Annotated in this window: 25 protein-coding genes, 1 pseudogene and 1 riboswitch; of the genes and pseudogenes, 17 read left to right on the forward strand and 9 right to left on the reverse strand. The window is 63.9% G+C overall.

Going from position 1 to position 19,795, the window contains the following annotated elements; genetic code table 11:
- Positions 1 to 15 precede the first annotated feature (15 nt).
- The 3 genes from JFC13_RS01725 to JFC13_RS01735 all read left to right on the forward strand — a co-directional run bounded on the left by JFC13_RS01725 (position 16) and on the right by JFC13_RS01735 (position 1,553).
- Complete coding sequence (locus JFC13_RS01725; protein WP_232488038.1) at positions 16 to 540, forward strand: winged helix-turn-helix transcriptional regulator; 525 nt, start codon at positions 16 to 18, stop codon at positions 538 to 540.
- A 178-nt stretch (positions 541 to 718) separates the two neighbouring features.
- Entirely contained in the window at positions 719 to 1,051 is a 333-nt protein-coding gene (locus tag JFC13_RS01730) for a VOC family protein (protein WP_198395379.1), read from the forward strand.
- Between the two features lie 16 nt (positions 1,052 to 1,067).
- Complete coding sequence (locus JFC13_RS01735) at positions 1,068 to 1,553, forward strand: SRPBCC domain-containing protein (RefSeq protein WP_198395380.1); 486 nt, start codon at positions 1,068 to 1,070, stop codon at positions 1,551 to 1,553.
- Here JFC13_RS01735 and JFC13_RS01740 read toward each other — a convergent pair.
- Positions 1,482 to 2,369, reverse strand: coding sequence for a carbohydrate kinase family protein (locus JFC13_RS01740; protein WP_198395381.1), 888 nt, complete (start codon positions 2,367 to 2,369; stop codon positions 1,482 to 1,484). The genes JFC13_RS01735 and JFC13_RS01740 overlap by 72 nt on opposite strands.
- Positions 2,370 to 2,489: 120 nt before the next feature.
- Here JFC13_RS01740 and JFC13_RS01745 point away from each other — a divergent pair, with 120 nt between their 5' ends.
- From JFC13_RS01745 to JFC13_RS01765, 5 genes are read left to right on the forward strand one after another with little or no spacing between them, the layout of a single operon-like run.
- Positions 2,490 to 2,948 carry a DUF2695 domain-containing protein gene (locus tag JFC13_RS01745; protein WP_198395382.1) on the forward strand — a complete coding sequence of 153 codons (459 nt, stop codon included), beginning with the start codon at positions 2,490 to 2,492 and terminating at the stop codon, positions 2,946 to 2,948.
- A gap of 36 nt (positions 2,949 to 2,984) precedes the next feature.
- Positions 2,985 to 4,223, forward strand: coding sequence for a nucleoside hydrolase (locus JFC13_RS01750; protein WP_198395383.1), 1,239 nt, complete (start codon positions 2,985 to 2,987; stop codon positions 4,221 to 4,223).
- Positions 4,150 to 5,046, forward strand: a complete 897-nt coding sequence (locus JFC13_RS01755; protein ID WP_198395384.1) for a histidine kinase — start codon at positions 4,150 to 4,152, stop codon at positions 5,044 to 5,046. Before JFC13_RS01750 ends, JFC13_RS01755 begins: the two co-directional genes overlap by 74 nt.
- Complete coding sequence (locus tag JFC13_RS01760) at positions 5,047 to 5,862, forward strand: energy-coupling factor transporter transmembrane component T family protein (RefSeq protein ID WP_198395385.1); 816 nt, start codon at positions 5,047 to 5,049, stop codon at positions 5,860 to 5,862.
- A complete protein-coding gene (locus tag JFC13_RS01765) occupies positions 5,855 to 7,363 on the forward strand; it encodes an ABC transporter ATP-binding protein (RefSeq protein ID WP_198395386.1) in 1,509 nt (502 codons plus the stop codon). The genes JFC13_RS01760 and JFC13_RS01765 overlap by 8 nt, the downstream gene beginning before the upstream one ends.
- Positions 7,364 to 7,383: 20 nt before the next feature.
- Here JFC13_RS01765 and JFC13_RS01770 read toward each other — a convergent pair whose 3' ends face one another.
- Positions 7,384 to 7,674: a YrhK family protein gene (locus JFC13_RS01770; RefSeq protein WP_198395387.1), complete on the reverse strand. Its 291-nt coding sequence runs from the start codon at positions 7,672 to 7,674 to the stop codon at positions 7,384 to 7,386.
- Positions 7,675 to 7,833: 159 nt separating this feature from the next.
- Here JFC13_RS01770 and JFC13_RS01775 point away from each other — a divergent pair, with 159 nt between their 5' ends.
- The 5 genes and pseudogenes from JFC13_RS01775 to JFC13_RS01795 all read left to right on the forward strand — a co-directional run bounded on the left by JFC13_RS01775 (position 7,834) and on the right by JFC13_RS01795 (position 10,819).
- On the forward strand, positions 7,834 to 8,622 hold the full coding sequence (locus JFC13_RS01775) for a hypothetical protein (RefSeq protein ID WP_198395388.1): 789 nt from the start codon (positions 7,834 to 7,836) through the stop codon (positions 8,620 to 8,622).
- A gap of 41 nt (positions 8,623 to 8,663) precedes the next feature.
- Positions 8,664 to 8,810: pseudogene (locus tag JFC13_RS01780) on the forward strand (mycothiol transferase); the annotation flags it as partial.
- A gap of 53 nt (positions 8,811 to 8,863) precedes the next feature.
- Positions 8,864 to 9,325, forward strand: coding sequence for a VOC family protein (locus tag JFC13_RS01785; protein ID WP_198395389.1), 462 nt, complete (start codon positions 8,864 to 8,866; stop codon positions 9,323 to 9,325).
- Between the two features lie 74 nt (positions 9,326 to 9,399).
- Positions 9,400 to 10,107 carry a PepSY domain-containing protein gene (locus JFC13_RS01790; RefSeq protein WP_198395390.1) on the forward strand — a complete coding sequence of 236 codons (708 nt, stop codon included), beginning with the start codon at positions 9,400 to 9,402 and terminating at the stop codon, positions 10,105 to 10,107.
- A 97-nt stretch (positions 10,108 to 10,204) separates the two neighbouring features.
- On the forward strand, positions 10,205 to 10,819 hold the full coding sequence (locus tag JFC13_RS01795) for a thymidine kinase (protein WP_198395391.1): 615 nt from the start codon (positions 10,205 to 10,207) through the stop codon (positions 10,817 to 10,819).
- A 34-nt stretch (positions 10,820 to 10,853) separates the two neighbouring features.
- Here the strand turns inward: JFC13_RS01795 and JFC13_RS01800 are convergent, their stop codons facing one another.
- Positions 10,854 to 11,498: a mismatch-specific DNA-glycosylase gene (locus JFC13_RS01800; protein WP_198395392.1), complete on the reverse strand. Its 645-nt coding sequence runs from the start codon at positions 11,496 to 11,498 to the stop codon at positions 10,854 to 10,856.
- Positions 11,499 to 11,568: 70 nt separating this feature from the next.
- On the opposite strand from JFC13_RS01800, the gene JFC13_RS01805 reads away from it, so the two are divergent.
- Entirely contained in the window at positions 11,569 to 12,072 is a 504-nt protein-coding gene (locus tag JFC13_RS01805; RefSeq protein WP_198395393.1) for an SRPBCC family protein, read from the forward strand.
- Here the strand turns inward: JFC13_RS01805 and moeB are convergent.
- From moeB to thiO, 4 genes are all read right to left on the reverse strand, one after another.
- Positions 12,010 to 13,230, reverse strand: a complete 1,221-nt coding sequence (gene moeB / locus JFC13_RS01810) for a molybdopterin-synthase adenylyltransferase MoeB (RefSeq protein WP_198395394.1) — start codon at positions 13,228 to 13,230, stop codon at positions 12,010 to 12,012. The genes JFC13_RS01805 and moeB overlap by 63 nt on opposite strands.
- The gene (locus JFC13_RS01815) at positions 13,227 to 13,994 is read right to left on the reverse strand and encodes a thiazole synthase (RefSeq protein ID WP_198395395.1); all 768 of its coding nucleotides are present in this window, start codon (positions 13,992 to 13,994) and stop codon (positions 13,227 to 13,229) included. Before JFC13_RS01815 ends, moeB begins: the two co-directional genes overlap by 4 nt.
- Before the next feature lies 1 nt (position 13,995).
- Positions 13,996 to 14,244 carry a sulfur carrier protein ThiS gene (gene thiS, locus JFC13_RS19780; protein WP_198395396.1) on the reverse strand — a complete coding sequence of 83 codons (249 nt, stop codon included), beginning with the start codon at positions 14,242 to 14,244 and terminating at the stop codon, positions 13,996 to 13,998.
- The gene (thiO, locus tag JFC13_RS01825; protein WP_198395397.1) at positions 14,241 to 15,446 is read right to left on the reverse strand and encodes a glycine oxidase ThiO; all 1,206 of its coding nucleotides are present in this window, start codon (positions 15,444 to 15,446) and stop codon (positions 14,241 to 14,243) included. Before thiO ends, thiS begins: the two co-directional genes overlap by 4 nt.
- Positions 15,437 to 15,539, reverse strand: a riboswitch (TPP riboswitch). Its footprint overlaps the gene before it by 10 nt.
- Before the next feature lie 23 nt (positions 15,540 to 15,562).
- Here thiO and thiE point away from each other — a divergent pair.
- Positions 15,563 to 16,243: a thiamine phosphate synthase gene (gene thiE, locus JFC13_RS01830; RefSeq protein ID WP_198395679.1), complete on the forward strand. Its 681-nt coding sequence runs from the start codon at positions 15,563 to 15,565 to the stop codon at positions 16,241 to 16,243.
- 36 nt (positions 16,244 to 16,279) lie between these two features.
- Positions 16,280 to 17,251, forward strand: a complete 972-nt coding sequence (locus JFC13_RS01835) for a ketopantoate reductase family protein (RefSeq protein ID WP_198395398.1) — start codon at positions 16,280 to 16,282, stop codon at positions 17,249 to 17,251.
- Here JFC13_RS01835 and JFC13_RS01840 read toward each other — a convergent pair.
- On the reverse strand, positions 17,205 to 17,819 hold the full coding sequence (locus JFC13_RS01840; RefSeq protein ID WP_198395399.1) for a histone deacetylase: 615 nt from the start codon (positions 17,817 to 17,819) through the stop codon (positions 17,205 to 17,207). The genes JFC13_RS01835 and JFC13_RS01840 overlap by 47 nt on opposite strands.
- Before the next feature lie 5 nt (positions 17,820 to 17,824).
- A complete protein-coding gene (locus tag JFC13_RS01845) occupies positions 17,825 to 18,493 on the reverse strand; it encodes a DedA family protein (RefSeq protein ID WP_198395400.1) in 669 nt (222 codons plus the stop codon).
- Between the two features lie 152 nt (positions 18,494 to 18,645).
- On the opposite strand from JFC13_RS01845, the gene JFC13_RS01850 reads away from it, so the two are divergent.
- Positions 18,646 to 19,794: a sensor histidine kinase gene (locus JFC13_RS01850; protein WP_198395401.1), complete on the forward strand. Its 1,149-nt coding sequence runs from the start codon at positions 18,646 to 18,648 to the stop codon at positions 19,792 to 19,794.
- Position 19,795 lies beyond the last annotated feature (1 nt).

The raw sequence follows: 19,795 nt of genomic DNA on the forward strand, positions 1-19,795 counted from the left end.
CGTAGAATGTAGTGATTGCCGATTGCAACTACTTGGGAGGGTGAATTGCGAAGCGAACCGCGCTCGGGCTGCGCGATCAACGCGGCCGTCGAAGTCCTCGGTGATTCCTGGAGCCTCATCGTGCTCCGCGACATCGTGTTCGGCAATCGCCGCCATTTTCGCGAGCTCCTTACTCTCAATGACGAGTCAATCGCCTCGAATATGCTCTCCAGTCGCCTGAAGAAGCTGGTCGACGAAGGCCTGCTAACCCGGGCAGACACGGTTCGCGGCCAAAAGGCCGCCTATTCCCTCACCGAGGCCGGAATCCAGGTGGTGCCGGTCATGGTCGCCCTCGGCACCTGGGGAATGAACCACCGCCCGACCTCTCACGAGCTGACGGTGAGAGCCCGAATTCTCGCTGAGTCGCCCGAGCTGGTCGACGATCTCATGGACGAACTGCGGGAGGCCCACCTCGGCGTTGCCCTTCCTGAATCTCCTCGGCCACGGGCTTCGGAGCGTCTGCAGGCCGAGTACGAGGCTGCAGTTCGCGGCACTGCTTAGGTGAGGTCTGAATGCAGGCGGTCGCCTGACTAGCGCCGCCTGCCGACGACTGTTTGCTAAGCGAACGGCGATCTCGCCTCTTGTCGGATTCGCATTTCTGTGGTTGCCTTGAATAAGTAGTTGCATAATGCAATTGCTTTGGATGTTGAACCCACTCATCGATCTCAAAGGAGCGATCATGTTCACCGGTCTGATGGCCAGCATCACCGTCAATGATCAGGACCAGGCGCACGGCTGGTACTCGACGGTCTTCGAGCGAGACCCTGATGTCGCGCCGATGCCGGGACTGCTCGAATGGCATTTCGGAAGCGAGTTCGGACTCCAGATCTGGACCGAGCCGAAGCGCGCCGGGTACTCGACCGCGGTCATCAGAGAGTCGGACCTCGATGCACTTGCCGATCGACTGTCCGCCGCCGGCATCGACCATGGCGGGCTGCAGCCGGGCGGTGGTCAGCGGATACTGCAGATCGCTGACCCCGACGGCAATCGAATCGTGTTCTCCGGTGAGTGAGTCTGCAATGAACCCCATGACCGACACCATCCGACTGAGCACGGAGATCGCACGTCCCCGCGGGGACGTCTGGGAGGCTTTCGCCGACACCGAAGCCAGGCAGGAGTGGAGCGTGCCCGATGGTGATGGCCTCATCTATGACTACGACGACTTCCGTACGGGCGGCAGCGCTCGATATCGGTGTGGGAGCCCCGAAGTGCTCGAGTTCAACGCGGCCATCGACTACGTCCGCGTCGAAGAGGAGACATTCGCCGTCCACACCGACACAGTGTGGCGCGGGGGCGAACTCCTCGCCACGGGACTGATCACTTGGTCCTTCACCGACGTCCCCCCGGGGACGTCGGTGACGATCGTCGACCAGGTTGTGTCGTTCGTCGGAACCGGCATGATCGAGGGCAGTCGAAATGGTCACCGAATCGCCCTCGAGCAGCTAGGCGCCTTCTTCGCCGGCCCAAGGCAGGTCCGCTCCAGCACGGCTGACGGTGATCGCCGCCCGACGTGAGGCATTCTCGCCGAGGTGTGTGAGCGCATCTTCGTTCATGTCCTGGAGTCGTGGACGAGCGCCCTGCAGGTCGTGCACAAGGGAGGCCATGAAGGTATCTCCGGCACCGATCGTGTCCCTCACCTTCACTGCTTCTGCCGGAACCCTCACCCTCGCCGAGGCGGTCGAGAGGATCGAGTCCTCCGATCCGCAGGTGAGTGCGACCAGTTTGGCCCCTAGGCGAAGGATCCGATCGATCTGGGCATCAGCACTCTGACCGGGATAGAGCCAATCTGCGTCGACATCGCTGAGCTTGACGACATCAACCCGTGAGGCGAGGGACTCGAACCGAGCCAGTGCCTGTTCTCGGTCTCCGATGATGGAAGGCCGGATGTTGGGGTCGAAGCTCAGTAACGCCGAGGACTCTCGTCCGCGCTGGAGAAGGGAATCGACGGCGCCGGCACCGGGGGAGAGGAATGCTGCGATCGAACCGACATGGATTGCCGCCCAGTCGCCGCTGTCGACCAGCGATGCATCGGGGTCCCAGCGCAGTGAGAACTCGTATTCGGCAGAGCCGTCCGCTGACAGCAGCGCTCGTGCCGTCGAGGTCGAGCCGGTCGGGCGTGCATGCACACGGACGTGCGACTCCCGCAGGTGAGCCAGAAAAAACCCACCGTGAAAGTCATCTCCGACATCGGTGAGCAGCTCGACATCGGCACCGAGGCGGCCCAGGCCGAGGGCGATATTCGCCGGTGCCCCGCCAGGAGCATAACGATCTGAAGATCCGGCCGAGCTGACGATGTCGATGAGAGCCTCACCGATGACAAGAATGCTCATGGGCTCGATTCTATGCGCACACGACCGTTCGGGTTCCTCATCAGCACGAATAGGACACATATAGTGCAGAGGTCGATTTTGCCATCAGTTCATGTCAGTGCCGTCTGGAATCGTTGACGCATGGACAAAGACACCATGGAATCAGAAGTCAGAACGATCGTCGATGCAGCCTCAGCTCGCATCCTCACGCCGAGGGCAGGCGAATGCTTGGTCTGCTACGTCTTTCGCCAGCTCGGAGAATTCGGCTGCGACGGAACACATCGCTTCGCCCTGACATTTCGGGACCGAACAGCTCCTCGGGCCACAGCGCTGATGGAACGCTTGGGAAGCATGGGCGCCTGCTGCTGCGACTGCGAGGTATTCAACAACGCTTACACGTTCGCATCACGACCGTGGATCACCGGGGCCTCATTCGGGGAAGCCATCGGCACAGGGTTCGAATCCCAAGAGCCGGTCGACCTGCGTGGGGAATTCGGCATCAACGAGCCACCCGCGAAGATCTTCTACCTGTGCTGCCAGTTCGTGCGTCGAGGCTCGACGCAGCCCTGCCCGAACTGGGTGCGAATGAGTCGGTGGTGAGAAGCAGGGCGATGGGATTCCGGCAGAATAGGACACATGCCTCCACGCCTGCCGCTGTTCCTCGACTGTGATCCCGGAATCGACGACGCCATCGCCCTCGGATATCTGCTGTGCCAAGACGATGTCGACATCATCGGCATCGCAGCCTCAGGCGGCAACGTGTCCACCGCCCAGGTGTGCGCCAACGCTCAAGGCTGGCTTGAACTTGCCGGACGGACCGACATACCCATTCACCCGGGAAGCGAGTTCCCCACAGCTTGGCCGACCGAAGGCACCGACGGACACTCTGCGATGTCGCCTAATGCCGAGCCCGAGTACGCCGACCTCACCCACGGACCCACCGGTGCCGGATATGCGCGGCTTCCACAACCGGCGACACCGGCCAGCACCATCAGTGCCGCTCAGGCCTGGGTGGATGCCGCACGGTCTCACCCCGGAGAGCTCATCGGCGTTGCCATCGGACCGTCGACGAACCTCGCCCTGGCCATTGCCATCGAACCCGAACTGCCCAACCTGATGAGACGACTCTTCATCATGGGCGGTGCCTTCAACTATCGCGGCAACACTCTCCCGACCACCGAATGGAACGTCACCTTCGACCCCGAGTCGACAGCGAGCGTCTTCGCCGCCTTCGACCACGCTCACCGCGAGGGTATTCACCGGGCTCTGCCGGTGATCGCCCCGATCGAAGCCACCGAGGCTCTTGAGATGACTCCCGCACGGTTGAGAACGATCCTCGACGCGGCACTGGAGCCTCTGGACGGGGCACCGGAGCCGCAGGACGGGACGGGGGAATCGTCTGGTGCTGGTGAGAGATGGGGCAACTGGCTGGCCCAGATGGCCGAAGCCCTCCGCTTCTACTTCGAGTTCCACGAATGGGACGGTCTGGGCTACATCGCCCACATCCATGACCCCTTCGTCCTCGCCTGCGCCCTCGAATGGGCACGCAGCGATGAGATCACAACCACCTCGGCGGGCGGCGACGAACCCAGTGCGAACGGAACTCGAGGCACACTGCCGTGGGCCACGACGATCTGTGCGCCCGTCGACGTCGAACTCACCGGTAAACTCACACGTGGCGAAACCGTCGCCGATTGGCTGGGACGGTGGGGGAAGGGCGTCAATGCCGAGATCATCCGCACGATCGACGCGCAGACCTTCCTCGACCACCTCGGCGAGACACTGAGCAAAGGACCCCATCATGACCACGAAACCCAGACAGTCTGGGCAGGGGCCGGCACACACCGTCGGTCCCGCACAAAACCAGAGCACTGAGAGTCACGGCGCTAAGAGTCACCAGAGCCACACGCTTCCTCTCGCACTGACCTTCCTCGGCACCATCGTCATCCTCGGCACATATATCGCGGTCCTCCTGACGCAACCGGCCAACCTCGGCACGAACTTGGGACATACGACCCTGTGGGTCATGCTCGGATACCTGCTCGGGGGAGTCCTCCTCGCAGCCGGCACACTGCCGCTCATCCCGCGCAGCATTCTCGCGCTCATCCCCGTCGCCATCGCCGCCAATATCGTCATCGGCCATGTCGTCGGCAATGTCACCCCCATCCCGCTCTACCTCGACTCGATCGGGACCGTGATGATCGGCGTCCTCGCCGGTCCTGCAGCCGGAGCGTTCACCGGCATCATCTCCAACCTCATCTGGGGAGTCACCCTGAGCCCCAGCGTCATCGCCTTCAGCTCCGGGGCGGCCTTCATCGGTGCAGCCGCAGGGTGGGCGGCACGGCTCGGTGCCTTCCGCACTCCCTGGTTCGCCGTCATCATCGGCGCTCTTGCAGGAATCCCTGCCGGAGCACTCGGCGCTCCTGTGGCTGCCTACGTCTTCGGCGGCGGTCTGGGCTCGGGCACCGGCGGCGTCGTCGCCGTCCTGCAGGCAGCTGGCCTCGAGATGCTCAACGCGACATTGGCGCAGAGCCTGTTCTCCGACATCATCGACAAGGCAATCATCTTCGCCCTGGCCTATGTGGTGGTGCGCACCCTGCCGCGGCGAATTCTCGACAGGTATCCTTTCACCGACCACAGTCTTTCGCGCAGTTCCCGCAATTCGGGCAATTCGCGCACGCCGGCGCGGGTCGGCTGAATGACCTCGTCTGTTCTCGACCGGGAACAGCAGGCCACACACCGTTGGCATCCAGCCACCGAGATCATCATCCTCGTATGCTCTCTGCTGCTCGTCTTCGGCATCCCGTCCCCGGTCGTGCCCATCGCCATCATCGCCGCCACGCTCATCGCCGCGGTAGTCTCACCTGCCGTGAGGCTGCGCACCTGGGCGATGGGCGTCGGCGTGCTGTGCCTGCCGACGCTGATCGTCCTCAGTATCGTGCAGGGACTCTTCTACCCCGGCGCCGAGGTGACCGTGCTGTGGGGATACGGTCTCGCCCAGCTCACCGTCGAAGGACTGGCAATCGCCGCTCAGATCTGGCTGCGGGTCAGTGCGCTCGTGTCCCTGTGCGCATTCTTCGGACTCGGAGTCGACTCGGCTCGCCTGTATGACGGGCTGCGGGCCTTGCGGCTGCCCTCCTCAGTGGCCTATATCTGTGCCTCGGCGATCGGCCTCATCCCACTCATGCGCACCCGCACTCAGCAGATGATCGAGGCCCGCGCCAGTCGCGGTTGGGACGTGAGCAGTTGGGTGGTTCGCACTCGGCTGCTGCCGAGCATCGTCACCGGCCTGTTCACTTCCGTCCTCATCGAGGTCGAACAGCGTCACGACGTGCTCGAACAACGCGGTCTCGGAGAATCAACGCAGGTGATGTCATTGCAGGATCACCACGACAGCCTTAGCCAATGGTTCCTGCGCCGAGGCGTTCCCCTCCTCACCTGCGTCCTCGTCGTGTGCTCCGTGGCCGATGTCCTTTCCCTGCCCACTGCCGACCAGATGATCTGGGGTGACTGAGGCCATGCTTCTCGAACTCATCGGCGCCGGCTTCACCTACCGCAGCGGTGCCTGTGCAGCACTGACCGACATCGACCTCCGCCTGGCCCCAGGACAGATGCATGCGATCCTCGGAGAGGTGGGCGCGGGTACGTCCACCCTGGGCCGGCTGATCACAGGGTTGTTGTCCGAACGTGGAACCAGCGTCGGGCACATCCGCGTTGCGGGGACCGCGGTGATGCTCGGCGATGACCCTGAGGCGCAGCTGAGTGGAATGACGAGCCTCGTCGGCGATGAGGTTCAGCTGTCCGGGCGGCTGCGCGGGCACGAGGTCTCAGCGGTCGAGAGGCGTGCACACCAGGCCCTTGACTCACTGGGCATCGACGAACTGTGGCGGCGACGCCTCGACACTCTCTCCGGTGGTCAGCGCCAACTCGTCGCACTGGCGGGACTGCTCACCGGGAATCCATCATTGCTGGTCCTCGACCAGCCCTCGCTGTCCCTGGACCCGGAGACTCGGCGGCGCCTCGGCGCAGCGCTTCGGGCCTTCTGCGTCGCTGGAGGTGCGGTCCTCATCACCGCCCATCAATTCGACGAGGTGGCCCAGGCCTGTGATCAGGTGAGCATCCTGGCATCCGGTCGGCTGATCAGGACCGGCATCCGCCCCTCAGCCAGCGAACTTGAACGACAAGGGATCTGGGACACTCGACCACGTGGGCAAGGAGAGCCACGTGAGCCACACCAGTCATATGAGCCACGCTGGGCGGACCGCTCTGAAGCTTCCGGACCGTCGGCCCCGGCTTCTGTCGCACTGTCGGTGCGCGGGCTGAGCGTCGCCCGCGCTGGGGTCACCGTCCTGACCGACATCGATCTCGATCTCGCATCCGGCGAGATCGTGTCGATCATGGGATCCAACGGCGCAGGGAAGTCCACCCTCCTGCGCAGTCTCGCTGGTCTTCTCGGAGCCGGGGCCAGCACATCGGGCATGATCACCGTCGATGGCAACGGACCTCCGGTCAGCCTCGGCGAGGCTCCTGCCCATGAACGAGCACAGCACCTCGGCTGGGTGGGACAGGACCCAGGCAGTCAGCTTTCCGCTGCGACCGTGCGCGAAGAGCTCATGCACGCCGTGCCGCTGCCCTCGCACAGACGCCGCGACAGGGCAACGATCCGCACTCGCCGACAGGAGGCGGTCACCTCGGCGATGGCGAGGACTGGGTTGGATTCTTTCAGCGAGACTCATCCCTATGATCTGAGCATCGACTTCCGCAAGGATCTGGTGATGGCCTCGGCACTCATCCTGAGCCCTCGGATTCTCCTCCTCGACGAACCGACTCTGGGCAGAGACCGCAAGGCCATCGACAGACTGAACATGTTCACCAAGGATTTCCGCCGCCGTGGTGGATCCGTCCTGGCCACCACCCATGACCGGCACTGGGCCGCAGTGACAGCCGATCGCATCCTGCTTCTGGACGAGGGGCGGGTGAATCAGGACGAGCAGTGCGGGGGAGCGGCCGGTTGAGGCCTCTCCAGGTGATCCGCTCAGAAGTCGTACGTGGCATCCGTGGTCGGGGCTTGTGGCCCGCGGATCCTCTGCAGATGCACGTGCCTGATCAAGCGGATGACCGGCCGGATGAGCATCTCAACGCTGCCGAGGACGAAGAGGCAGGTTCCCGTGAACACCCACGCCTCGGAGAAGAACATGAAACTGCCGATGAGGAACCAGATGCCGATGAGAACATCGTTGACGATGCTCAGCACCTGATAGCGCTGCCGGATGACGAGTTCGTCATGTCCGATGCGGATCGTCAGGTTGTGGTCGTCAGCGGTCATATCGTCCTCCTGGACTCAAAGCGTGTGGACTCGACTCGCAGCGCCGAGTTCGCTGCTCGCCCCTGACCCGATGCTAGGCGGGACCAGCGCTGCTTGGCCATGTCCGCAGGTGATTGCGACTGCCTCGGCCATGTCAGTGCCGAGTCGTAGCGTGAGGTCATGGATAAGAACGTGAATTCGTTTGATGCACTGTACGCCGAAGTCGGCAGTCACAGATCCGTGATGCCATGGGACGAGCTGCTCGGCTTCGTCCGCCGTTTTCCCCAGGTCGCCGCGTTCAACGCGGCTCTCATCGCGCAGCAGAATGCCGGAGCGATATTCGTCGAGACAGAGCACGCATGGCAGCAGAAGTTCGGCAGGCTCCTCACAGACGAAGCCGTGGCATTGATCGTGCTTCACCCCTTCGCTCCGGTGCGCTTCGTCTACGATGTCGAGGATACCCACGGGCCTCCGGTCCCCGATGCCGCACTCAACCCCTTCAAGGCAGTTGGGGCACCGACGTGGGACGGGCATCGTCTCGTCATGGACGTTCTGCACCGAACGGGGCTGGACCTCGCCGGTCAGCCGAAGACGCAGAGTCCCACTGTGATGTTGAAACATGTGCTCGATGAGCTCGCACTGGTCTATGCCGGACACCTCGGAGCTTTCCCGAAATTGGGGATTGCTGCCAGTGAGACGGACATCGATGGACGACAGTCCCGCTTCGAAGCCGAATGCATCACCTGGCTGATCGCCGGACGCCTCGGCCTGAAGATGGCGGCGACCGGATCGTTGAAGGGCTACCTCAAGCACGGTGAGCTCCTGCCCCCGCTGTCCAGGGATCGGGTCCTGCACTCTGTCAATGCCATCGAAAAGCTCTTCGGCGGGGCATTGGCCTTCGGCCGAACCATCCGCGAGGACGTGCCGAGCCTGTTCCCGCTGACCGAACAGTGGTCTCTCTCCTCCTAACGGGTGGCATCAACCCGCCGATCCTCGACGTTCCTGGGGCTGCTCAGGCACAAGATCTGGGAACCCGCCTCGGCGAATCGCAGATAGCGGTGAGGGAACTCCAAATCCATCGGATCGAGGAGTACGCCAGGCATTGCGGGCATGCTGACCTTCTCCGGGAGTGCATCGATGGCCGAAGGGGGCAGTGACCACGGAGCAAAAACAGGTACCCTTGATTGAACGATCTCAATGAGGAGACATCATGACCCGCGCAGTACAGATCACCTTCGATTGTCACGACCCGATCGGGCAAGCCACCTTCTGGGCAGAGACGCTCGGATACGTCATCCCTGGCCCTCCCGGAGTCAGCCTCAGCACCGGTGACGATCCTTTGGCCGCATGGAAGGAATTCGTCGCGGGGCTGGGCATCGACTTGAAGCCGGAGGACTTCCGCGCCGCGATCGAGGATCCGCACGGACGCGGTCCCCGAGTGTTCTTCCAGATAGTGCCCGAGGACAAAATCGTCAAGAACAGAGTCCATCTCGATGTGCGTGCTGCCCCCGGGCTGCAGAACAGCGAACGGATGCAGGCGTTGGAAGACGAATGTCAGCGTCTGCAGGAGCTGGGCGCACAGCGTCTCGAGCGGGTCGATCCCAACCCGCCGATGGAGACGGGATTCATCGTCATGGCCGATCCCGAGGGAAACGAGTTCTGCCTCGACTGACTAGGGCTCTGACCAGGATGAGAATCCTCTTAGCAAGGGGGCAGCGGGCGCACCTCCTTGTTACCGTTGAGAGCATGAAGACACAGAGATGGGCCACGCGAGCCGCTGCAGGAACCATGATCTTCGCCTTCGCCCTCACTGGCTGTTCAAATGGGGACTCAGGTGATGGTCAGGCTTCGGAGACCGAAGGCCAAACCTCAGAGTCACCTGAGGCCCAGAACGACTCTGACGACGACGAATCAGACGACGCTGAAGCAGGCGATGACGATGCCGGCAGCGATGACGGCGCTGAAGGCACGAAGTCGCAGGGCTCGACGAGAACCAGCTCCTCGGGGTTGGCCGCTGATGCCGATCTGAGCAGGGAATCACCATCAGTGGCACCCGAGGATGCCATTGCCACGGCGAAGAAGGAAGCGAAGGACGGCACCGTACACGGCATCGAACTCGACTTCGACGAACGCGACAAGGCCTGGCAGTACGAGGTCAAGGTCATCGCCGGCACCACTGACTTCGATATCGAGATCGATGCTGAGACCGGTGAAGTCGTCGACACGGAGAAGGACTCCTCGGACGACAAAGAGCAGGCCATCGACCTGAATGACCCGATGACCTTCGACGAGGCGCTCAAGCTTGCTCAGGACAAGGGCTCGGGCCGACTCGACGGATGGAAGCTCGAATCCGACGACAACCGTATCGAATACCAGTTCGATTTCGATGACAAGGGTGAGGAGATCGAGGTATCCGTCGACGTCGAATCGAAGAAGGTCACCGTCGACGACTGACCATTGCCGCATCCTGATCACCCCAGTGCCGCGTCCTGAGCACCATCACGACAGATGGGCACTGTCAGGACGGAGCATCGCGGCGTAGGCTGGCGCCATGCCCTTGAACCCAGTTGCTTCGCCTTCGCCGGCAGGGCGTCTCGACGTCATTGCCGGCCCCATGTTCTCAGGCAAATCCGAGGAACTCATGCGCCGCGTCCGGCGAGCAAAGATCGCCGGGGTCAATGTGCTCGTCCTCAGCCACTCTCTCGACACACGGTCCGATCTGTCGACGATCACCTCTCACGACGGGATCAATATTCCCGCGGTACCCGTCGGTGACGTCGAGTCCCTCGCCGAGGTCGCTCGCGCCGAGGACTATGATCTGGTGGCCATCGACGAGGCCCAATTCTTCGGACCTGACCTGGTACCGACCGTATTCGACCTCGTGGAACGTGGTGCTGCAGTCATCGTCGAAGGCCTGTGCGTGACGTTCGACGGCGGCCCCTTCGAACCGATGCCGACATTCATGGCCGTGGCCGAGGACGTTCTCAAACTCACCGCAGTGTGCACGATCTGCGGCAGGGATGCCGTCTTCCACCAACGTGTGGGTACTCCCGGGCTCAGTGTCGACGCCTCGGAACCGAGTGCCACAGACATCGATGCCAGCCATGTCGGGGGCCTCGAGTCCTATGTCGCACGTTGTCGGGAGCATTTCGCTCCACCGCACTAGAAGCAATCGGTCACGACCGCATCAGAGCAGCTGCTCAGTCCTCGATGCTCTCCCACACCTCACGCCAGATCCGGGCCAAGTCCGGAACCTGATAATGGGCATTGAGACCGCTGGGCTGAGGTACGACGTGAAGGTTGATGTCCTCGGGCCAGCCATCGATGAGAGACGTGTCCTGCTCGCCGAGATGGGCCTTGGGCTGCGAATATCCGATCCGGAACGATGTGATCCCAGCGACGGCGACTACCTTGGGGCGGATGTCGTCGAGTCGGCGGACAAGTCTGGCCGCACCCTCGCGCAGTTCGTCCTTGTCCAGCTCATCGGCCCGGGCTGTGGCCCGTCCCACGAGATTGGTGATGCCGATGCCGCGTGCCAGCAGCTGTGCCTCGTCCTCGACGGCCAGGCCCAGGGAAGCGTCGACGAGGTGATCGGTCAGACCTGCCTGATGCAGAGACGGCCAGAAGCGGTTGCCCGGTCGGGCGAAGGGTGCATTGACCGCGGCCGTCCACAGGCCCGGGTTGATTCCGACGATGAGCATCGAGAGTTCACCCGGGCGCCCGGGGAGAACGTCATCGATGGCGTCGGGATTGTCAGTGGCGAACTCAGCGAGGTCGTCCTTCGTCGGCTTTCGTCCGCCTAAAGGCGATGGTCGGCGGGAGCTGGTGAAACCTTCCTCAATCACGCTGTCCACACTACCGTCGAGTCAGAACGGACGAATCAGCGCCCGTCGACTCAGAACAGTCGGGAGACCCATGACGCGCGAATACGGGCAGCAGACTCATCAGCACGTGCGACCGCACGCCGGTGAGTCAGCCCCCTTCCACTTCGAAAGCACGTGGAGGGTCGATGCCAGTCCAACAGAGGTGTGGTCCGTGCTGTCCGATGTCGAGTCGTGGCCGCAGTGGTGGCCGGGTCTGCCCGTGGCGGTCCCCAACGATGACAGGATCGTGCCCGGCAGCCGCGCCGACATTCAGGTGCAGAGCCCGATCGGTGTCACCTTGAGGTTCGGAATCGAACTTCAGGACACAGGCCCGCCGCGCTTCGTCTCGTTCTTTGCCACCGGTGATCTGAGGGGAACCGGTGTGTGGTCGCTGGAGCAGACGGGCCCGATCACCACGATCAGCTCCGTGTGGTGTGTGACCATTTCGCGCTCGTCGATTCGCATGCTGCGTCCCGTGGCAACGTGGATGCACTCACGTGTGATGAGAGCCGGCCACCGCGGTCTGGCCAGACGACTGAACCGTCTCATGCCCTGAGGCCGACCACGCATCGATGCCGCCGGCCAGGGACCGCAGACGCACGGACTCGGGTGCCGCATCGCGCAGAAGCTGTACGGCCTGAGCGGAGCGGGCCCCTGACTTGCAGTGGATGACGACCTCGTGAGGCAGCTGCGTGACAAGAGCTTCCACCGAGGCCCACCCCTCGACCTGCAGCGCACCCAGCGGCAGGTGGACGGATCCGGGTATCGATGCCAGCTGGCGCTCCCAATCGGCCCGCACATCGATGAGGAGGGCGGAGGAAGGATCAGCCAGATACTCATCGACCCTGATCTCGTCCTCCCGATCTGCACCGTCACCGTCTGCTTCTGTAGGGGCAGCTGCACAGGCCACTGCTACCTCGGCGAGGTCGGTGACAGGTTCGCGATCAGGATCCGGTGAGAACCTCAGCGTGGAGTAGTCGGACTCCAGTGCGTCATAGCGCAGCAGGCGACCGATCAGGGGAGTGCCGATGCCGCAGATGAGTTTCACCGCCTCCGTGGCCATCGCCGAACCGATGGTGCCGCACAGGACCCCGAGGACACCGCCTTCGGCGCAGTTGGGCACGGAATCGGCCTCGGGGATGTCGGGAAACAGGTCGCGCAGCATCGGCCCGTGCCCGGGAACGAAGGTGCTCACCTGACCGGCGAAGCGAAAGATCGTGCCCCAGATCAGTGGGGTGCCGGTGAGTTCGGCCGCGTCATTGGACAGGTACCGGGTCGCGAAGTTGTCTGCGCCGTCGAGCACCAGATCATGGGACGAGAAGAGTTCGAGCACGTTGTCGGGACTCAAGCGCTTCGCAACTGCGTGGACCTCAAGCAGCGGATCGAGGCGGAGCAGGGCGTCACGGGCGGAATCGACCTTGGCTCGACCGATATCGGCATCGCGGTGAAGGACCTGGCGCTGCAGGTTCGAGGATTCGACCACATCGTCGTCGATGATCGTGATCGATCCGATCCCGGCCGCGGCCAGGTAGTGCAGAACCGGAGCACCCAAGCCTCCCGCACCGATGACCAGCGCCGAGGCGGCCCGTAACCGGCGTTGTCCATCGACCCCGATGCCCGGCAGGCTCAGATGCCTGGCGTAGCGTTCGAGTTCCCGTGGGCTCAGAGAATCGAGCGGTTCGACCAGCGGGCCCGGATTGTTCGCCGCGCTCATCTCGGGGTCACCATCCCGTCGAAGCTCGATGAGGCCAGGGCCAACGGTCGCTTGGGGATGCGCCCGGCATGGGCAGCCAGATGACCGGACTCCACAGCAAGGGACATCGCCCGAGCCATGGCGCTGGCATCATGTGCCCGGGTCACCGCAGAGGCCAAGAGGACGGCGGTGCAGCCGAGCTCCATCGCCAAAGCCGCATCAGAGGCGGTGCCGATTCCGGCATCGAGGATCACAGGCACCTGGGCGCGGCTGACGATCGTCTCGATGTTGTGAGGATTGAGGATGCCCAGCCCGCTGCCGATCGGAGCACCGGCAGGCATGACCACAGCAACCCCGGCATCCTCGAGCCTCTTGGCCAGGGCCGGATCGTCGTTTGTGTAGGCGAAGACCGTGAAGCCGTCGAGCACGAGCTCCTCCGCGGCCCGGAACAGCTCCACCGGATCGGGCAGCAAGGTCTCCTCATCGGCGATGACCTCGAGCTTGACCCAGTTCGTCTCGAGAGCTTCCCTGGCCAATCGGGCAGTCAGCACCGCATCCCTGGCCGTGTAGCATCCGGCCGTGTTGGGCAGGATGCGGATACCCAGACGCTGCAGCAGGGCGAACACCGAGTCGCGGGCAGTGCCGTCGTAGCGGCGCAGTGCTACGGTCGTGAGTTCTGTGCCCGATGCTTCCAGCGCCTGTTCGAGGATGCTCAGCGAACTTGCGCCGCCGGTGCCCATGACGAGCCGGGAGTTCAGAGTCACTTCGTCGATGTTCCAGGTCATATCAGCCTCCCTGCACTGCGGTGACGATGTCGACGCTGTGGCCCTCGGCCAGGGTGAAGCCCGACCACTGTCCGCGCCTGATGACCTCACCGTCGACGGCGAGCGCGATGCCCAGGCGGCTGCCGTCGATGGGGGAGCCGTCGGCGCCGATCTCCTTGTCGACGATGCCGGAGATGAGGTCCTTGGCTGTGGTGGGACCGGCGAGTGCGTGGCGCTCGCCGTTGAGCGTGATGGTGATGGTGTCGGTCACGGATGACTCCCTGCTGGTTGCTGAATCGAAACGGTGTGCTGCTGTGTGTCCTGTATCTCCTGTGCGTCCTGAGCTTCCGCTGGTGGGTGCTCTGAATCGAAGCGGTCCGGTCCCATCGCTGCCTGTGACCCCGATGGCGCCCATGCTGTGTCGGCTCTGGTGGCAAGGTCGGCGGTGAGGCCCGCACCCAGCGGTGCGAGGAGGATGCCGTGCCGGAAGAAGCCGGTTGACACCACACAGCCGGGATCGATGCGTCCGATGATCGGCACGTCATCTGGTGAGCCCGGTCTGGCACGGGTGGTGATGTCGGTGATCTCGCAGTCGAGGATGGCCGGGACGAGGCGCTCTGCGTCACGAAGCAGCTGGTGGACGCCGCCGGCGTTGGTTCCCGACCGGCCGTCCTCACGGCTCGTGGCACCGAGGACGAGCTCGCCATCGGGGCGAGGCACGATGTAGACGGGCCGAGCGTTGACCAGACCGCGGATCGTGCGCGCCAGCAGTGGGGCCAGTGCCGTCGGTGCCCGGAGTCTGATCACCTCACCCCATACTTGGCGCAGAGGCAGCGTCGGTACCCCCGCGATGTCATTGCACGAAGCGCCGGCGGCGACGATGACCTGATCAGCAGTCACCCTCGACCCATTGTCGAGTTCGACGCCCACGGTGCCCCCGGCTGCCTTGAGCAGACCCGTGACGCGGGCCTGGACGATGCCACCACGGAGGACCGATATCAGTGCACGGGTGACCCGGCGGGGATCGATCGAATGATCTCCGGGGATCGTGACGGCTCCGCACACCCCGGGTGCCAGGGACGGTTCCAGTTCACGGGCCCGGGATCCCGCGATGAGGGAGACGTCGAAACCGGCAGAGGACTGCAGGTTCATGAGCTCATGCAGGGAGGCGAGGTCGGCCCGGTCACCGGCACACACGAGGGTCTCGGTGCTCGAGTGCCCCAGGTCATGGCCCGAGACGGCAGTCAGCTCGGCGGCGAAGTCCGGGTAGAGGTCCGCCGAGGCACGCATGAGCGGATACAGGGGAGACTGTCCCCACACCACCTCGGCGGCCGGGGCCAGCATTCCCGCCGCCGCATGGGAGGCACCCATGGCAGGGGCAGGATCGACGATGGTGACGCTGACGCCGCGACGGCGCAGGTTCCAGGCAGTGGACAAGCCGATGATTCCAGCTCCCACAACAATGACGTGCACGTGCTTCTCCCTCCGGCGGCATGATCCGCATCAGGTTGAACGGTCGGCACTAAGCCCTCTCAGCCCCTTTATGAGGCTCCCGCGAACTCCTCTACTCTAGGAGCATGGTCGCAGATATGACAATGGACGCCGCAGTCCAAGACACAGACAGAGGCACAGACAGGGGCACACGCCTTGACCGGCTGCGCACGGCCAGGCTCTATGTCTGCACCGATTCCCGCAGCGTGCAGGGCGATCTTCCCGAGTTCCTCGATGCCGCCTACGCCGGTGGCGTCGACATCATCCAGCTGCGCGACAAGGGCCTCGAAGCCCAGGCCGAGATCGAAGCACTCGAGGTGCTCAGGGACGCAGCCCACCGGCACGGGAAGCTCTTCTCCGTCAATGACCGAGCCGATGTGGCCCTCCTCGTCGGCGCCGATGTCTTCCACGTCGGCCAGGGCGACCTCACCAGCGAACAGGCCCGCGCGGTCCTCGGCCCGGATGTGATCCTGGGCCGCTCGACCCATTCCATCGCCCAGGCCGATGCCGCCGAGGCGGACCCCGAGATCGACTATTTCTGCTTGGGTCCCGTGTGGGAGACCCCGACCAAACCCGGCAGACCAGCCATCGGCACCGACCCCCTGCGCGCGCTCGCCTCCAGCGCGTCCAAGCCCTGGTTCGCGATCGGCGGGATCTCGGCAGGCGAGCGCCTCGCCGAGGTGAGAACCGCCGGTGCGCAGCGCATCGTCGTCGTCCGTGCGGTGACCGCAGCAGACGACCCTGCAGCTGCGGCTGCGGAACTCAAACAGGCGTTGTGACAGCGCGCAGCGCAACAGCAAGGGAATCCATCTGACATGGGAGAGCACACAGTGAAGATACTCATCGCCGGAGCCGGCGCGACCGGCGGGGCGTTCGGCACCCGGCTGTTCGAAGCCGATCGCGATGTCACGTTCCTCGTCCGTGAGGCCCGAGCGCAGACGATGCGTGCCGACGGCCTGCGATTCGTCGCCCCCGGTGAGGACCGGACGAACCACATCCCCGTCCTCACCGCCGCCGACCTGGCCCAGGCTGATCCGGCAGCTGCCGATTCCGCCGCTGGCGAGCGCCCGGGTTCGGCTCCCTTCGACCTCGTGATCGTCGCGGTCAAAGCCAACGCCTTGGAGTCGATCATCGACGACATCAGACCCGCAGTGGGGGTGGACACGCTCATCATTCCGTTCCTCAACGGCATGGCTCAGATCGAGCGATTGGTCGAGGAATTCCCCGGCCAGGTTCTGGGCGGTCTGGTCAAGATCGTCGGAACGATCAAGGACGGAGCCATCCACCAGATGACCGACCTGGCCATCATGACCATAGGCGATCTCGATGGGGAAGTCGTCCCCGGTCCCATCGTCGAGGCTCTTGACGTTCCCGGCTACAGACTGCAGATCCTTGAGAGCATCACGGACGCCCTGTGGGAGAAGTGGATCTTCATCGCCGCGGCAGGAGTCGTGACATGCCTGTTCCGGGCCCCGGTCGGAGCGATCATGGCAGCTGGCGGACAATCGCACATCGTGGGCATCGTCGACGAGCTCGAAGCCGTTGCGAGCGCCGGGGGACACCCGGTCTCGGCCAAGGCCAGGGACATGACTCTTGACATGCTCACCGCCGAGGGCTCGTCATTCACCTCATCGCTCTATCGCGATGTGACCTCTGGTCTGCCCAGCGAAACCGAGCACATCCTCGGTCACCTCGCGCGTACAGCCGCTGACCTCGGTGTGCAGACGCCCCTGCTCGATCTCACACTTGTGCAGCTGCGGGCTGGGGAGTCGCTGCGACCGAGTTGAGCGTCGAGACTGAACCGACGGTTGAGACGGAACTGACCTCGTCGACGCCGAGGCGCAGCATCGTCAGATACGGTTCACCGGGGATGGTCTGGGTGACTGCATCCGATCCGTGCGGAGCCGTGAACGTCACCATCGGGATCGAATCTGCGCGGTCGAGAACAAGAAGGGTCTCGTACCCGCCTGGCCCCACCGAGTGGGCGGAGCCGACGGGAAGTTCGCAGGCCAGTGTCTCCAGCGGGTTGGCCGATGAAGGCGGCCGGTTCATCTCCTGATCGGCGACATCGGCGAACTGCTGGGCAGTGATGAGATATGCCTTGGCCGGTGTGGGGCCTGGTACATGATGGTCATAGAAGGCCATTCCTCCGCCGCCCCACACGGTGGAGCTGCCGGCGAAGTAGATGGATCCGGGAAGTTCGATGCCCATCTCTGCCAACGGCGGAGCGGAGTTCCGTGCGCCGGGATAGGTGACGAATGCACCTGGGGGACGGCCGCCCTGCAGGTAACAGGCGAGCCTGTCACGATGCATGTTCGACCCATAGCTGACATACCACACGAGTGCTTGAGACATCCCATTCATGATGCCACGTCAACGGCTGGGGCTGTCCAATCTGCAGAGTCTCGGTGTGGCGTTAGGTCCCCGTCTGATCGGGCTTTCCTCCTGGCCAGAAGTCTGCGCGTGAGTTCCGCAACACCGGTGATGGTGAGTGCGATGCCGATGCCCAACCCCACTCCGAGCAGCGGCTGGTCCTCGAACAGCACACCGCTGAGCAGGCCGATGCCCGTCGAATACAGCGCCCAGGCCAGGCATCCTGCCGCATCGAAGGCGAGGAACCGAGGGATCGGATACTTCAGCATCCCCGAGGTCACGGTGGTGGCCGTGCGTCCGCCGGGAACGAAACGTCCCGCGATGAGCACAGTGCCGCCTCGGCGAGCGAATATCTCCTCGGTGCGTTCGAGCAGTCGACGTGCACGCGGACGCCGGGCCCACCGAGACGCCAACGAGCCACCCCCGCGCCCGACTAGGTGGGCGGCGAAGTCGCCGGTGAGGGCACCGATTGCTCCTGCCAGCAGGAGTCCGACGGGGTTCGGTGTTCCGGTGGCCGCATAGGCCGCCGCGGTGATGAGAACCGTTTCGGAGGGCACGATCGGGAACAGGGAGTCGAGGCCGGCGATGATGAAGACGAGGAGGTACACCCACGGCGATTCGAGCGTGGCGGCGAGGATGTCGAAAGCGAAGTCCATACTCATCCACGCTATTGACCGACAGGCGAGCTCGGAACGCGGCGAAGAGCAGTCTCGCGTGCAGGAGCCCGGAGCGACAATGCGGAAAACCGGAAACGGAGACTGCGGTCGGACCCATGGGATCAGGCGCCCGGCGTTGCTACGATCGACCTATGCCCTGGCCGACCTCGCTGACCGCGCGGATTCCCCGAGAATCCCGCATGTTCGTCACACGCTGGAGCGCCTCGGTGCTGGGCATCCTGTGGGGCGTGTTGCTGTGCCTTCCGCTGCTGCTCGCCGCGATCCCCACCTCGACCTCGCGACTGAGCCGGAGGGTCCTGACTTGGGAACGTTCCCGGCAGGAGCGGGGATTCGGCATCATCATGGGTTCGGACCCGATGAAGCGCGGCTTCTTCGTCCTCAACGGTGTGGTCGCCGGCCTCATCGCCATTCCCGTGCTCAATCTGCTCACGGGTTTCCTGCTCGTCACCATCGGCTCGCTCATCCAGGGACTGTTCATCGGCGGCAGCGTCACCATCGGCTTCGACTTCTGGACTATCAGCCAGCCGACCCTGTTCGTCGGAGTGCTCTATGGAGCCGCGAACCTCATCGGGGTCATCGTCCTCGCCGAGTTCGCCAATTGGCTGCACGGCAGAATCGACGCCAGGTTCACCGAGACCAGCCGCCCCAACGCGCCCCACACCCGCATCACCCAACTTCTCATGACCCGTCACGGTGTGGTCATGGCCATCGACGAGGAGCGGCGCCGGATCGAGCGTGACCTCCACGACGGGGTGCAGCAGAATGTCGTGTCCCTGTCCGTGCTCATCGCACGTGCCCAACGAGCGAAGGATCAGGACAAGGTCAGCGCTCTCCTCGGCGACGCCCTCGTGCAGTCCCAGGACCTCATCGATGAGATGCGCGAGGTCGCCTGGCGGGTCTATCCCACAGCACTGGACGAACACGGCCTGGGCACCGTCCTCCACCGGGTCGCCGATCACAGCCCGATCCCGGTCACCCTCACCGCCGTCCCCGACCATCGGGTATCGCAGGCCAGTGAATCTGCTGCGTACTTCGTCGTCCGGGAGGCGGTGACCAATGTGGTCAAGCACGCGAATGCGTCGACTGTTCGAATCAGCGTGATCGCCGATGAACACAGGCTCATCGCCGAGGTGGTCGATGACGGCACCGGGGGAGCCGACCCTGCCGGCAGCGGGCTGAAAGGACTGTCGCGTCGGGTCGGAGCACTGGACGGGACGATGACGATTGAGAGCACAGAGAATGTCGGAACCACAGTGAGAGCGGAGATCCCCTATGTCTGAA

Source organism: Brevibacterium antiquum (genome assembly GCF_016107655.1).
Classification (GTDB): domain Bacteria; phylum Actinomycetota; class Actinomycetes; order Actinomycetales; family Brevibacteriaceae; genus Brevibacterium; species Brevibacterium antiquum.

What these genes read in the sequence shown, in the direction of transcription:
- JFC13_RS01805 (WP_198395393.1), top strand. Translation starts at nt 11,569, where the DNA reads ATGACGCGCGAATACGGGCAGCAGACTCATCAGCACGTGCGACCGCAC.
- JFC13_RS01750 (WP_198395383.1), top strand. Translation starts at nt 2,985, where the DNA reads ATGCCTCCACGCCTGCCGCTGTTCCTCGACTGTGATCCCGGAATCGAC.
- JFC13_RS01785 (WP_198395389.1), top strand. Translation starts at nt 8,864, where the DNA reads ATGACCCGCGCAGTACAGATCACCTTCGATTGTCACGACCCGATCGGG.
- JFC13_RS01770 (WP_198395387.1), bottom strand. Translation starts at nt 7,674, where the DNA reads ATGACCGCTGACGACCACAACCTGACGATCCGCATCGGACATGACGAA.
- JFC13_RS01745 (WP_198395382.1), top strand. Translation starts at nt 2,490, where the DNA reads ATGGACAAAGACACCATGGAATCAGAAGTCAGAACGATCGTCGATGCA.
- JFC13_RS01735 (WP_198395380.1), top strand. Translation starts at nt 1,068, where the DNA reads ATGACCGACACCATCCGACTGAGCACGGAGATCGCACGTCCCCGCGGG.
- JFC13_RS01815 (WP_198395395.1), bottom strand. Translation starts at nt 13,994, where the DNA reads ATGACCTGGAACATCGACGAAGTGACTCTGAACTCCCGGCTCGTCATG.
- thiE (WP_198395679.1), top strand. Translation starts at nt 15,563, where the DNA reads ATGACAATGGACGCCGCAGTCCAAGACACAGACAGAGGCACAGACAGG.
- JFC13_RS01740 (WP_198395381.1), bottom strand. Translation starts at nt 2,369, where the DNA reads ATGAGCATTCTTGTCATCGGTGAGGCTCTCATCGACATCGTCAGCTCG.
- JFC13_RS01755 (WP_198395384.1), top strand. Translation starts at nt 4,150, where the DNA reads ATGACCACGAAACCCAGACAGTCTGGGCAGGGGCCGGCACACACCGTC.
- JFC13_RS01775 (WP_198395388.1), top strand. Translation starts at nt 7,834, where the DNA reads ATGGATAAGAACGTGAATTCGTTTGATGCACTGTACGCCGAAGTCGGC.
- JFC13_RS01730 (WP_198395379.1), top strand. Translation starts at nt 719, where the DNA reads ATGTTCACCGGTCTGATGGCCAGCATCACCGTCAATGATCAGGACCAG.
- JFC13_RS01840 (WP_198395399.1), bottom strand. Translation starts at nt 17,819, where the DNA reads ATGTCTCAAGCACTCGTGTGGTATGTCAGCTATGGGTCGAACATGCAT.
- JFC13_RS01760 (WP_198395385.1), top strand. Translation starts at nt 5,047, where the DNA reads ATGACCTCGTCTGTTCTCGACCGGGAACAGCAGGCCACACACCGTTGG.
- JFC13_RS01845 (WP_198395400.1), bottom strand. Translation starts at nt 18,493, where the DNA reads ATGGACTTCGCTTTCGACATCCTCGCCGCCACGCTCGAATCGCCGTGG.
- JFC13_RS01790 (WP_198395390.1), top strand. Translation starts at nt 9,400, where the DNA reads ATGAAGACACAGAGATGGGCCACGCGAGCCGCTGCAGGAACCATGATC.
- JFC13_RS01795 (WP_198395391.1), top strand. Translation starts at nt 10,205, where the DNA reads ATGCCCTTGAACCCAGTTGCTTCGCCTTCGCCGGCAGGGCGTCTCGAC.
- moeB (WP_198395394.1), bottom strand. Translation starts at nt 13,230, where the DNA reads ATGAGCGCGGCGAACAATCCGGGCCCGCTGGTCGAACCGCTCGATTCT.
- JFC13_RS01850 (WP_198395401.1), top strand. Translation starts at nt 18,646, where the DNA reads ATGCCCTGGCCGACCTCGCTGACCGCGCGGATTCCCCGAGAATCCCGC.
- JFC13_RS01835 (WP_198395398.1), top strand. Translation starts at nt 16,280, where the DNA reads ATGGGAGAGCACACAGTGAAGATACTCATCGCCGGAGCCGGCGCGACC.